Source organism: Arthrobacter globiformis, from assembly GCF_003261175.1.
GTDB lineage: Bacteria > Actinomycetota > Actinomycetes > Actinomycetales > Micrococcaceae > Arthrobacter > Arthrobacter globiformis_A.
Window position 1 is genome coordinate 121,885 of record NZ_QLNP01000074.1, and the last position, 12,084, is coordinate 133,968.

A 12,084-nucleotide genomic window follows, 5' to 3' on the forward strand; every position below is an offset into this window, starting at 1 on the left:
AGAGAGAAGGCTTGGCCCATCAGCACCTATGGTGACTCACTGCAGTGCCTCTCTGAGCCCTCGCTCTACCCCGTGACTTCTTTCACGGTTTGGAGAAAGTTTCATTAGTGGATTCCGCAGGATGATTGCCTGATGAAGCCCCTAAAGTTGGGCCCTACTGTTTCCCGGAGGACCCTCCAGAACCGTCTGTAGTGTTGGAGTTGCCCCGGGGACCTTGAGGGCCTCCATAACACGATGGGTGACTTGGTCAATGTTGCCGATGCCGTCCACTTGGGTAAGGATGCCGCGTTCGGCATATTTGGCAACGACAGCCTCGGTCTGCTGGTGATAAAGGTGGAGACGATGGCGGATGACGGCCTCGTTGTCATCGCTGCGACCAGCCTCCGTGGCGCGGCCCAGCAGACGGGAGATCAGCTCCTCGTCATCGGCTGTGAGCTGCAGGACGACGTCGAGCTTCTCGTCATTCTCGGCAAGAACCTGGTCCAGGTAGTCAACCTGGGCAGTTGTGCGAGGATAGCCGTCAAGCAGGAAGCCGTCTTCGACGTCGGTCTCGCTGAGCCGGTCGCGGACCATCTTGTTAGTGACGTTATCCGGAACAAAGTCGCCGGCATCCATGTACTTCTTGGCTTCAACGCCGAGCGTCGTCTCGTTTTTGACGTTGGAGCGGAAAATGTCGCCGGTGGAGATCGCAACGACGCCGAGGCGCTCAGAAATACGTCCCGCCTGCGTGCCCTTGCCTGAGCCCGGAGGACCGATGATCAGCGTTCTTTTCATGTCACTCGCCCCTCATGCTGTCGCTGCTGGGGTTGCGGGTCTGTTTTCGTTGGCGGTGAGCGAATCGGGATCCAAGCTTGCTGTATAGGTGTTGGGCCCACTCCGGGTCACGACGATGCTGTGCTTGCTGGTCCTGGTTCTTTCGGCGAGCTGTTGCACGGCATTCTCGAGAGTGCGCTCCACTGTGGAGCGGTCCCAGATTCTCAGCGTTATGGAGTCTGCGCTTTCAGGGGTCATCTCATTGCTTTCAGTAATAGATGCGGTAACTGGGCTTTGTTTCCTTGCGGGCGCTTCTGACGGCAGGGAATTTGAAGGTCTCTAACTGTCGGAACACGCTAACGACGGCACCGATGGTCGTTGATACTCGAGAGCGTGGACGAGCTTCAATGGGGGATGGGGCCGCGCCAGGCAAGGGCTGGGGGCTTCTCAATATGGCTGGACCGGTGCGATGGCGATGAGGCCGGTGCGCGGCCGCTAGGCGCCGGTACCGATGGATCGGTTGCCACCTGGATGATGGAGTTGCGGTCATTGACGTAAATAACTGCAGGCCTGTGGGCATGGGCTTCTTCCCTCGTCATCTCCGCGTAGGTGAGGAGTACGACTGTGTCCCCAGCGTGGATTAGATGTGCAGCTGCCCCATTGATGCCGAGGACGCCCGAGCCGCGTTCACCGGCTATGGTGTACGTTTCGAGGCGGGCGCCGTTGGTGAGGTCGAGGATCACAACCAGCTCGCCGGGAAGAATGTCTGCGGCGTCGAGCAGATTGAGGTCCACGGTCACTGACCCGACATAGTGCAGGTTGGCTTGAGTAACGGCAGCGCCATGAATTTTGGACTTGAGCATTTTTCGGTTCATCTGATTAAGCACCCTTGGTTAATAGAAGCCTCGCAACACGAGTATACGAACAAACGCTTGTATTGACCCAATCGCGGTTGGGCTGGATACTTGCTTAGGGGACGTTCCGCCGCAAGGTGGACGATCCAAGAACGTGCCACCGACGCCACTTTGAAAGGATGCGCGATGACAGACGTCGCCTTCGATATCAACAAGAACACCGACATCTTCCGCGTTCACCGGGCAGGAGATTTGCAGGCTGCTCCTGGTCAAACCCAGAACGCGCGCCGCATCTCCGGCGTCAGCAAGGAAAACAGCGCGGCGGACAAGCTTTGGTTCGGGAAGGTCTACACCGGCCCCGGGGAGATCTCCGATCCGCATCACCATGGGGAGGCGCAGACCGGCGGCTACGTCTTCAAGGGCCGCGGCTTCATCCGCTACGGCGAGCGTTACAGCGAAATCGTCTACCTCGAAGAAGGCGACTTCGTTTTCGTCCCGCCGTACATGCCTCATATCGAGGGGAACGCCAGCAAGACTGAGGAATTGATCTGGATGACCACTCGGACGCCGGACAACATCGTAGTGAATCTCGCCGACCAGGACGTGGCCGATTTGCAGATCGACTACCAGTCCTAAACGGACGCCTGTTCAAGCAGGGATGGCCGGCCTGATGAATTTAGGCCGGCCATCCCCTTTCACGGTCGATACGCAGGGGGAGGGCTCAGATTTTCCCGGCTCAACCGTTCTCGAGGCTGACCGCACCGGCCAAACCTACGCATGCCCATGGCGTCTATTTCGTGGCTCCCCGGTACCCGACAAGGCTGGCCCATTGAGCAGGGAGAGCCTCGCTAAAAGGTGATTCCAGGGCTTTATCCCGACCGGCCCCGGGGACATTGCCCATGGCAAGCTGCACGAGCCCACCGCTGCAGTCCCACATGTCGCTCTCCTCAAAGCGGTACGCGGATCAGCCATCTCTAATAATATTCTCCAAGCCGGGACTGGACTAGCGAGCGCTTGTTCGTATACTGGTTAGACGTAAGTATCTATATTGCTGTTTCAACTGGAGGCCCATATGAGCACCACAACGATCACGGAAGCCGAGGCGCCGACGACGGCGGCTGCCGGCGCACCGACCGTGCACGAACTTCTCCAGGAGAAGCTCGCCCAGGCCAAGCTGGGCGGTTCAGAGAAGAACCGCAAGAAGATCGTCGATTCCGGCAAACTCCTGGTGCGCGATCGCCTCGCGCTGCTGTTTGACGATAACGAATACATTGAGGACGGGCTGCTGGCCCGTTTCGAAGACGGCCTGCCCGGAGATGCTGTTGTGATTGCCTTCGGCCGGGTTGATGGCCGGCAGGTGTGCGTCATCGCCAACGACTTCAGCGTCAAGGCCGGGACGTGGGGCAACAGGACTTTTGAAAAGATCACTGCCGCCCAGGAGAAATCCAACGCTGCGGGGATCCCGCTTGTCTACCTGTTCGATTCTGCCGGTGCGCGCATCGACGAACAGTTTGAGAGCTTCGCAGGTCGCCACGCCTGGGGCAACATCTTCTACAACCAGGTCCAGATTTCGGGCCGTGTGCCACAGATCTGTGCCCTCTTCGGGCCCTCCCCGGCCGGCTCCGCCTACGTTCCCGCCCTATGCGACATGACCATCATGGTCCGCGGTCACGCGACGGCATATTTGGGATCTCCGCGCTTGGCTGAGATGGTGACGGGTGAAAAAGTCACTTTGGAGGAGATGGGTGGCGCTGAAATGCACTGCACCGTCTCGGGACTCGGTGACGTTCTCGTCGAAGACGACGCGGAGGCCATTGCCGCCATTCGTGTGTGGCTCAGTTTCCTGCCCGCCAACTGGGAGCAGCCGGCTCCGGTGGCCCCTGCTTTGGACCCGCGGCCCGGGCGCACGCTGGAGGAGATCGTCCCGCTGCGCGAGGCTGAGGTGTTCGACATGGAGGAGTTTGTCGAATCCCTGGTGGATGAGGGCAGTTGGTTCCCCTACAAGGAACTGTTCGCCCCGGAAATGCTGACCGGCTTCGCCAGGATTGGTGGGCGCCCGGTGGGGCTGGTTGGTAACCAGCCAAAGCACATGGGTGGGTCCATCTTCCCCGACTCATCCGACAAAGCTGCCCGGTTCATCTGGATCTGCAACGCCTACAACATTCCGATTCTCTTCCTCGTAGACATCGCCGGGTACATGATCGGTTCGGCCGTGGAACGCCAGGGCATCATCCGTCACGGAGCGAAGATGATCTTCGCCGTGTCCGAATGCCGGGTCCCGCGCATCACCATTCTGGTGCGGAAGGCCTATGGCGGCGGTTACCTGGCAATGTCCGGCGCACCGATGAACCCTGATGCGGTCATCGCTCTTCCCACCGCGCGCCCGGCACTGATGGGTCCGGACGCAGCCGTCAACGGCATTTACTACAACCAGATCCACGAAATAGCCGATCCCGAGGAACGCCAGAAGTTCATCATGGAAAAGCACAATGAGTACGCCGAAGGGATCGACGTCTTCAAGATCGCCAATGCCAACGCTGTGGAAGCGGTCGTTCCGGCCAACGATCTGCGCGCGGACCTGATGGTGCGCCTGGATCTGTATGGCCGCCGCAAGACCGTCCCCGTGGAGCGGCGCCAGGCCGTCACCCCTGCCTAGGCGCTGACCGTGATCAAAGTCGTAGCTGTACTCACTGCCAAGTCAGGCATGAGCCGCGAGGAATTCCTCCACAAGTGGAACGTGGAGCACCCGGTCCTGGTCCGTAAGCTACCCGGACTGAGGCGATACCGGCAAAACCCTGCCATTGAGCATGCCAAGAATTGGCCGTTCAACGGCATGGCCGAACTGTGGTTCGACAGCGTGGCGGACGTCAAGAAGGCCTACGCGGGCGAGGAGGCCAGAGTGCTCTTCGAGCATGAGCATGAATTCCTCGATGACATGCGGTGGTTCCTGGCGGAGGAGCGGGAAATCGACCTCAACGCATGAAACGGCGGACGGGCCGGATCCAGCGATCCGGCCCTTCCGCATCAGCGCAGAAAACCCGGCGGTGACCGCGCCACTCCCGAACGCCGGGAGCGCCGCCGGCAAGTGTGAATGATCAAAGTGGATCAGGCGGCCCGCGACGCCCATGGGGGAGCGAGCAACGCACATGGCCTGTTCCGTCAGTGAAATGAGGAAGGGCTATGTCAGCTTTGGAAGCAAGCGCTGCCTTTACGGCGGCACACGGTCTTCATCCGGTCCAAGGGGGCCCGGTAGTGGACCTGCCTACACAGTTCGGACTCTTTCGGGCTCAAGCCTGGACCGACGGGCTTACCGGCGTCGAACACCTTGCCGTCAGCTCACCGGCCCCGGCAGCAGATGGAGAAGCGCCCTTGGTGAGGCTCCATTCAGAATGCCTCACCGGTGATGTGTTTGGCTCATACCGGTGTGACTGCGGTGAGCAGCTCGACTACGCGTTGGATATGATCAGCCGGCACGGCGGCACATTGCTGTATCTTCGCGGGCAGGAAGGGCGGGGCATTGGTTTGGCCAACAAGATCAAGGCCTACGCCCTGCAGGAAGCAGGGTTCGACACCGTGGAAGCCAACGAACAACTGGGTCTTCCGGTTGATGCCCGATGCTACAACGCAGCCGCCCAGATCCTGATCGAGATGGGCTTCCACACGGTCCGGCTCCTCAGCAACAACCCTGACAAGCAGGATCGCCTCAGCCGGGCCGGCCTTTCAGTTGTCGACCTGGTGCACACGGAAGTCCCTTCCAGAGAACAGAACATCCGCTACCTTCGGACCAAACGGGAACGGATGGATCACCGGCTGAACCTCTGACCCACGCCCGCCTCACCTGAAATGATGGCAGCCAACGAAGGCCAGGGACAGCTGGCGCCAGGCGCCAGTGATTGCGGGAACGCTGGAAACAGGGAGGACAAAGAAATCCAGTCCTTCGCACCTTCCAGAACCTTGTACTCCTAATGGAGCCCAAGGAGGCGGCCTTCGCTGCGTCCCGGCCTCAGGCAACACGGACTCCACAATCCGCCACCGCAAACGGGCATGGCCCTTAGTCCCCGGCCGAAGCGCCCGTCACACGGTGCTGAGTAGAGAAAATGATGCGCGCAAGCCGTCTCAAGGTGCCGCAACGTCGGACCGTCCCCACCAGCATTGAAATCACTCGCCGGGAATGCTGCCGTCGGCCCCGTGGCCGTGACGAGCGCACCCGGCAGATAGAGCGCAGAGGACGCAGAAAAACCGCTAACCCGCGGTGGATGCCCCAGTCCGGCTCACGGCCGGAAGGCCCTCGATGCCGTGGTCGAAGCCGGATGTCCGCAGGTACTGCAGGTGCGCGGCGGTCTCGCTGAGGGCCAGGCGCAGCTGGAGGTTGCCCAGCGACTCGAACCCCCGCGACCAACTCAGCTTGGCCGCGATGGTCCACACGGTCGGATCCACCTGCGCGTTAAGTTCCTGCACCACTTCTTCGGAGCGCTCCAGGGCCAGGGACTTCAGGTGCCGAACCCGGTCCGGAAGGCCCCTGAAACGGTATTCATGGGCTGGAAGGACCTCGAAATGCGTGTCTGCCTCCAGCCGGTCAAGAGACTCCAGGCAGCTGCGCAACGGGTCGGCATCCCCGCGGATTTCCAGCGAAACGTTCGGTGAGATGCGCGGAAGGACATGGTCGCCGCTGATGAAGACTTCGCGGCTGTCGTCGCGCAGGCAGATGTGGCCCGGGGTGTGGCCGGGGGTTTCGACTACGGTGAGCCTGCGGCCGGCGACGGGAACAGTGTCCCCGTCACCGACCCGCAGGTCGGCGTCGGCAAGATGCTTCAAATGCATCAGGCCGCCCACGGACATGGCTGCCTCGCGGATCCGGTCTTCCGGCACGCCCCATGTCCGCATCCTGGCACGATCCGCCGCGCTTTCGTCTCCCGGGTCTTCGAACGCCGAGATGTACCGCTTCTCGGCTCTGCCCAGTGCCACCCACGCGCCGGACTCGTCCCTGAGCCAGCCGGCCATTCCGAGATGGTCGGTGTGAAAGTGGGTGGCCAGGATCCCGGTGACGTTCCGGAATCCGACTCCGGCGGTCCGGAGCCCGGCTTGGAGATCAAGCCTTCCCTGAGGGCTGTCAAAGCCAGGATCGACGACCAGGCAATCGTCGCCGTCGAGAATGATGTACGAGAGGGTGTACCGCATCGGGTTCCGCGGGAAAACCACGGGCACGGACCACAAGCCCTCTGCCACGCATTCGACCGGCGGAATGACCTTGTCCAGCCAGGCCTGGCGCTGGAGTGTGCCAGTAATTTCCACGGCTCAGCCCCGGGCGCGGTCAAACAGCTGGAAGACCTGGGTGGCGCCGCCGTCGATGACGAGGTCAGCGCCGTTGATGCTCCGGGCGTCGTCGGTCAGGAGGAAGGCAATCAGGGCGCCGATTTCGTCGGGATCCACGATCTTGCCGGTGGGGACTTTGTGAGGGACCTGGTCGCGGACTTCCTGAATGACCATGGGGGTGTCCACGACACCCGGGCAAACAGAGTTCACCGTGATCCCCGTGCCCCAAAAATCCACGAGCAACGAACGCGTGAGGTTCGACAGTCCCGCCTTGGACGCCGCATAGCTGGGGTACGGGTAACCGGTGGTACCGGCGATCGAGGAAACGTTGACGATGCGGCCCCAGTTCGCGGCCAGCAGGTCCTCCGCGAAAGCCCTGATGAGGGCGAAAGGTCCCACCAGGTTGATATCGATGGCCCGCGAGAAGGAATTCACGTCGTGATCCAAAAGCATCTTCCGGTCCAGGATGCCTGCGGCGTTGATAAGGGCCTGTACGTCCCCGACTGTGTCCTTGACTTCGTTCCTGAGGCGTTCGACATCCTCTTGCCGGGTGACGTCGGCGGCGAAGGCATACGCACTCACCCCCTCGGCTCGAAGTTCCTTAACGGCTGCCTCGCAGCGGCCCAGGTCGAGGTCCACGCAGAGCAGCGTATGTCCGGCACGGCCGAGGCGCCTGTTGATTCCCCGGCACATCCCGCCAGCGGCCCCTGTGATGAGCACATTGAGCCCTTGCGGAGCGTCGTATGCGGCATGTGGGTTCGAGTTCACGTCGTGGTTCCCCTCTGATGGGTTTTCAGTTGGATGACTGCAGTTCCGGGTAGTCGGTGTAGCCTGCAGGGCCGCCGGCGTAGAGGCCTTCTTCGCGGAGTCCGGTGAGTTCTGCCCCGTGCCGGACGCGGCGCGGCAGGTCGGGATTGGCAATGAACAGCCGTCCAAAGCCAACGAGGTCAGCGCTTCCTGATCCGACGACTGCCGCTGCACTCTGGGGGGTGTGGCCGCCCGTGACGATGACGGGGCCATCGAAGAGTTCGCTGAGTTCGGCGCTGTCGATGGCGTTGGGGTCTGTTTGCGCATCGACGGCACCGGCGATTCCTGGTTCGACCATATGGAGGTAGGCCAGTCCGCGCTCATTCACTCCGCGGACCAGGGCAGAGTACAGGCTTCGTTTGTCCGGGTCGGAGACGTCCATCCAGCTTGACGAGGGAGAGATCCGCACACCTATCCGGTTGACCGGAAGGACCTTGCTGACGGCTTCGATGACCTCAAAGAGGAAGCGCAGTCGGTTTTCGACTGAACCGCCGTACTGGTCGGAGCGCTGGTTGGAACTGGAGTTGAAGAACTGGTCGAACAGATAGCCGTTCGCCGCGTGGAGTTCCACGCCGTCAAAACCGGCGGCGGCAGCGTTGCGTGCGGCAGTGGCGAACTGAGTGACAACTTCTGCGATGCCTTCGTGGCTGAGTTCCCGTGGGACTTCGAAGGGAACCGGTCCGTCCGGGCTGCGGTATTCCCATCCGGCAATGGCTATCGGCGACGGTCCCAGGGGAGGGCAGCCGTCGGGCTGCACGCAGGAGTGGGCCTGGCGGCCTACATGCCACAGCTGCGCATAAACGGCTGCTCCCTTGGAACGGGCTGCGGCCACAACCGGGCGCCATGCTTCGACCTGCGCTTCGGTGTACAGGCCCGGGACCTGCGCATAGGCCGAACCCTGGGGGGATACGACCGTACCCTCGCTGATGACCAGGCCGGCGCCTGCCCGTTGCCGGTAATACTCGGCCATCAGGGGCGTCGGAACCCCGTCCTCCTGGGCCCGGCTCCGGGTGAGGGGAGGAAGCACGAAGCGGTTGGGCAGGGTCTGGCCACCGAGGACCATGGGCTCAAAAAGTTGATCCAGCAAGACACACCTCATATCGAAGGAGTACGATCGTTCGTACGTTCATAACAGTGAACGAGTTCCAGGGACGAAAGTCAACACCTCAACTCCCGATTCATAGGACCAGCCGCTACCCGATCAACTGACATTCAAGGGTGCGGTGAAACAGAAAGGCGCAACCCGGTGACTGTATTGAGCGAGCGACACAGCGCGGACGTGATCCGGGCGGAGGCGGCCCAGCTGTTTTTTGACCGGGGTTATGACGCGACGAGCCTGCGCCAGATCGCGGCTGCGTCCGGACTGAAAGTGGGAAGCCTCTATAACCACATAGACAGCAAGGAGCACCTGCTGCTGCAGATCATGGGGAGGATCATCGATGACCTCGTGGACGCCACCCGCGGCGCCAGTCTGGTCCCGGGAGATGCCGTCACCAAGCTCCAGGCGGCGCTGGCCGCCCACCTCACCTTCCACGCGCAGCGCGCCCGGGAAGTGTTCATCGGCAACACCGAACTGCGCTCCCTCTCCGACTCCGCCCGCGAGGTCGTGATCGAAAAGCGCCAGGAATACGAATTGCTCCTCCAGGGCCTGATCGAGGACGCCGGCCGGGCAGGACTCGCCGAGGTCGTCGACGCCAAAATCCACGTTTACAGCCTTGTCGCGCAGGCCACCCACATCGCCAGCTGGTTCAAACCGGGGGGACGCATGGACCTGGACGAGATCGTGGCCGTCTACACCAAGCTGGCCCTTCGGGAGCTTAATGTCATCGACGCCGACACTAGAGTCGGCCGGGACCGCCCGGGGGTGTAATTGTCACGCAGCGTTGCGCACAGCGGCTTTCGGACGTACGCTTGTTCGTATTGGAGTAGTTGCCTATAGGGTCACTGCAGACAGCTGAAATTCGTTCCAGAGAGGCAACGATGCGAACTATTGGAGACTGGATTCGCCTGAACAGTCGACGCAACCCTGCGAGGGAAGCGTTCGTCGGTACCGATGGCAGAGTCACGTTTGGGGAGGCCGCGGAGAGGGCTTGGCAACTGGCCAGGGGACTGCGCGATTCCGGAGTCCAGGCAGGGGCCGGCGTCGGCGTCCTGGCCGGCAACTCGGTGTTCAACGCGGAAGCATTCTTCGGCATCGCTGCTGCCGGCGGGGTTTACATTGCGTACAACTGGCGGTGGGCCCCGGCCGAGCTCGCCGCTGGCATTCGGGAGACCGAGGCAAAAGTCATTCTCGTGGAAGACGCTCACCTTCCGCTTCTGGAGCAGGCCCTGGAGATCCTCGCCGAAAACGCAGGGGAGGTGCCGCTGATTATCCGCCAAGGCAGCGAAACCGACTCCCTTCGCCGGGGGACAGGGCCATTAGATGATGTGGCCACCCCCGAATCGCCGTTGTGCATTATCTACACCGGCGGAAGCACCGGGGTTCCGAAGGGCGTCGTCCTGTCGCACAGATCAGCACTGGCGAACGCGATCAACGAGATGTACGACTGCGGGGTCGGCAGCCGGGAGAACGAGCGGGGTCTGATCGTCACCCCCCTCTTCCATTCAGCGGCCCTGCTGTGCTGGCTCGTTCCGCATTTCATCGCCGGAGCCACCAGCGTCATTGCCGAGAAGTTCAGCGACGAGTCCGTCGTTGACCTGGTCGGCCGGGAAGCCATCACCAATACGTTCATGATCCCCAATATGATGCGCCGCCTGATGGACGGCGGCGTGCTGCAGGATCCGGCGATCCGGAAAAACCTCAAGAGCGTCCACACCGGAGCCGGCCTCCTCCGGATGCCGGACAAGGAACTGTTCACCGGGATGCTTCCGGGGGCCGAACTCTACTTCCGGTACGGGCTGACCGAGGCAGGGCCTATGGTCACCCGGCTCAAGCCCTCTGACATGCTCGACCCCGAGGTGGACGGATCCATCGGCACCGAATACCTCCTGGTCGAAGCCCAGTTGCAGGATCCGGATGGGCGGGAAGTCCCGGCCGGAGAACTCGGGGAAATCTGTGTGCGGGGCCCGGGTCTGATGACCGGATACTACGGGCGTCCGGAGGCAACGGCCGAGGCCCTCAGGGACGGCTGGCTGCACACCGGCGATCTCGCCATACGCGATGACCGAGGCTACTTTTACTTCCGCGACCGGCTTAAGGAAATGATCAAGACCGGCGGCGAGAATGTGTACTCCGCCGAGATTGAGCAGGTTCTGCACCTTCATCCCTCTGTTCTGGAAGCCGTAGTGGTGGGTGTGCCGGATCCCAAATGGGACGAGGAAGTCCGGGCCGTCGTCGTGCTCCGAAACGGCGTCCAGACCGACGCAACCGAGCTGTCCGGGTTCCTCCGCCAGCACCTCGCCGGCTACAAGATCCCGAAGAAAATGGTGTTCATGCGTCCCGAAGAACTTCCCCGGTCCGCTGCAGGAAAGCTGGTCAAGAGCCAGCTGAAAGTGAACCTGGGGTGGAACGCATGAAATTGGCAACGATCCGCACCGGAAACGGAACACGTGCTGCGGTCATCGACGGCGGCAAACTGGTCCCCCTGGACTTCGCCGATGTGGGAGCCTGGCTGCAGGCCGGGTCCCCGGAGTGGTCAGGCCACGTCGCCGGAGCACCCGTCAGTACTGAGGAAGCGGATTTCGCGCCCGTAGTCCCAAACCCGGGCAAGATCATCTGTGTTGGGCTGAATTACCGGGACCACATCCTGGAGATGGGCAGGGAACTGCCCGAATACCCGACCCTTTTCGCCAAGTTCGCCGATTCCCTGGTCGGAGCCCGCGACGACATTGTTCTTCCCCCGGGCTCCGCCAGTGTCGACTGGGAAGGTGAGCTTGCGGTCATCATCGGCTCCGCGGTCAGCCGCGCCGACGAAACCCAGGCGCGCAACGCCATTGCCGGGTTCGCCGTGGCCAATGACGTCTCGGCACGCGATTACCAGAGGCGCACACCGGAATGGCTCCAGGGCAAGACTTTTGACCGGACAACTCCGCTGGGCCCCTATCTGGTCACAGTCGACGAGACGGGCCACGAGCCGGATCTGGACATCAGCTGCGCCGTGGATGGCAATACCAAACAGCATTCACGCACCTCGGAACTGGTTTTCGGTCCCGTGGCTCTCATCCGGTACATCTCGTCAATCACCACCCTGCGCCCCGGAGACGTCATCCTCACCGGAACCCCCGGTGGGGTGGGGGACGGTCGCAGTCCCAAGGAATTCCTCGAGCCGGGGTCCGTGCTCGAAACGGGCATCAACACGCTCGGTGCCACCGCCAACCACTGCGTCGTCCGCTGATCCCGACGCTGCCGACTTCATAC

At 62.0% G+C, this 12,084-nt stretch carries 12 protein-coding genes; 7 read left to right on the forward strand and 5 right to left on the reverse strand.

Annotation, left to right across the window (positions count from 1 at the left end; genetic code table 11):
- Positions 1-141: 141 nt before the first annotated feature.
- The gene (locus DBZ45_RS10885; protein WP_111903916.1) at positions 142-774 is read right to left on the reverse strand and encodes an adenylate kinase; all 633 of its coding nucleotides are present in this window, start codon (positions 772-774) and stop codon (positions 142-144) included.
- A gap of 383 nt (positions 775-1,157) precedes the next feature.
- Positions 1,158-1,628, reverse strand: a complete 471-nt coding sequence (gene panD, locus DBZ45_RS10895) for an aspartate 1-decarboxylase (RefSeq protein WP_111903918.1) — start codon at positions 1,626-1,628, stop codon at positions 1,158-1,160.
- Positions 1,629-1,793: 165 nt separating this feature from the next.
- Here panD and DBZ45_RS10900 point away from each other — a divergent pair, with 165 nt between their 5' ends.
- The 4 genes from DBZ45_RS10900 to ribA all read left to right on the forward strand — a co-directional run bounded on the left by DBZ45_RS10900 (position 1,794) and on the right by ribA (position 5,429).
- A complete protein-coding gene (locus DBZ45_RS10900) occupies positions 1,794-2,243 on the forward strand; it encodes a cupin domain-containing protein (protein WP_111903919.1) in 450 nt (149 codons plus the stop codon).
- 436 nt (positions 2,244-2,679) lie between these two features.
- The gene (locus DBZ45_RS10905) at positions 2,680-4,263 is read left to right on the forward strand and encodes an acyl-CoA carboxylase subunit beta (RefSeq protein WP_111903920.1); all 1,584 of its coding nucleotides are present in this window, start codon (positions 2,680-2,682) and stop codon (positions 4,261-4,263) included.
- A 9-nt stretch (positions 4,264-4,272) separates the two neighbouring features.
- Entirely contained in the window at positions 4,273-4,590 is a 318-nt protein-coding gene (locus DBZ45_RS10910) for an EthD family reductase (RefSeq protein ID WP_111903921.1), read from the forward strand.
- A gap of 197 nt (positions 4,591-4,787) precedes the next feature.
- On the forward strand, positions 4,788-5,429 hold the full coding sequence (gene ribA, locus DBZ45_RS10915; protein ID WP_111903922.1) for a GTP cyclohydrolase II: 642 nt from the start codon (positions 4,788-4,790) through the stop codon (positions 5,427-5,429).
- Positions 5,430-5,849: 420 nt separating this feature from the next.
- On the opposite strand, the gene DBZ45_RS10920 is transcribed toward ribA, so the two are convergent.
- Genes DBZ45_RS10920 through DBZ45_RS10930 form a run of 3 tightly spaced genes read right to left on the reverse strand, consistent with a single transcriptional unit; the run spans position 5,850 to position 8,814 of the window.
- The gene (locus tag DBZ45_RS10920) at positions 5,850-6,899 is read right to left on the reverse strand and encodes an MBL fold metallo-hydrolase (protein WP_223257020.1); all 1,050 of its coding nucleotides are present in this window, start codon (positions 6,897-6,899) and stop codon (positions 5,850-5,852) included.
- 3 nt (positions 6,900-6,902) lie between these two features.
- Positions 6,903-7,688, reverse strand: coding sequence for an SDR family NAD(P)-dependent oxidoreductase (locus DBZ45_RS10925; RefSeq protein ID WP_146617498.1), 786 nt, complete (start codon positions 7,686-7,688; stop codon positions 6,903-6,905).
- 25 nt (positions 7,689-7,713) lie between these two features.
- Positions 7,714-8,814: an alkene reductase gene (locus DBZ45_RS10930; protein ID WP_111903924.1), complete on the reverse strand. Its 1,101-nt coding sequence runs from the start codon at positions 8,812-8,814 to the stop codon at positions 7,714-7,716.
- Positions 8,815-8,973: 159 nt separating this feature from the next.
- On the opposite strand from DBZ45_RS10930, the gene DBZ45_RS10935 reads away from it, so the two are divergent.
- The 3 genes from DBZ45_RS10935 (at position 8,974) to DBZ45_RS10945 (ending at position 12,061) form a co-directional block, all read left to right on the forward strand.
- The gene (locus tag DBZ45_RS10935; protein WP_111903925.1) at positions 8,974-9,597 is read left to right on the forward strand and encodes a TetR/AcrR family transcriptional regulator; all 624 of its coding nucleotides are present in this window, start codon (positions 8,974-8,976) and stop codon (positions 9,595-9,597) included.
- 110 nt (positions 9,598-9,707) lie between these two features.
- Positions 9,708-11,243, forward strand: a complete 1,536-nt coding sequence (locus tag DBZ45_RS10940) for a class I adenylate-forming enzyme family protein (protein ID WP_111903926.1) — start codon at positions 9,708-9,710, stop codon at positions 11,241-11,243.
- Positions 11,240-12,061, forward strand: a complete 822-nt coding sequence (locus DBZ45_RS10945; protein ID WP_111903986.1) for a fumarylacetoacetate hydrolase family protein — start codon at positions 11,240-11,242, stop codon at positions 12,059-12,061. Before DBZ45_RS10940 ends, DBZ45_RS10945 begins: the two co-directional genes overlap by 4 nt.
- Positions 12,062-12,084: the final 23 nt, after the last annotated feature.

Excerpts from the sequence above, each read along its gene's own strand:
- DBZ45_RS10905 (WP_111903920.1), top strand. The coding sequence starts at position 2,680 with ATGAGCACCACAACGATCACGGAAGCCGAGGCGCCGACGACGGCGGCT.
- DBZ45_RS10885 (WP_111903916.1), bottom strand. The coding sequence starts at position 774 with ATGAAAAGAACGCTGATCATCGGTCCTCCGGGCTCAGGCAAGGGCACG.
- panD (WP_111903918.1), bottom strand. The coding sequence starts at position 1,628 with ATGAACCGAAAAATGCTCAAGTCCAAAATTCATGGCGCTGCCGTTACT.
- ribA (WP_111903922.1), top strand. The coding sequence starts at position 4,788 with ATGTCAGCTTTGGAAGCAAGCGCTGCCTTTACGGCGGCACACGGTCTT.
- DBZ45_RS10945 (WP_111903986.1), top strand. The coding sequence starts at position 11,240 with ATGAAATTGGCAACGATCCGCACCGGAAACGGAACACGTGCTGCGGTC.
- DBZ45_RS10940 (WP_111903926.1), top strand. The coding sequence starts at position 9,708 with ATGCGAACTATTGGAGACTGGATTCGCCTGAACAGTCGACGCAACCCT.
- DBZ45_RS10900 (WP_111903919.1), top strand. The coding sequence starts at position 1,794 with ATGACAGACGTCGCCTTCGATATCAACAAGAACACCGACATCTTCCGC.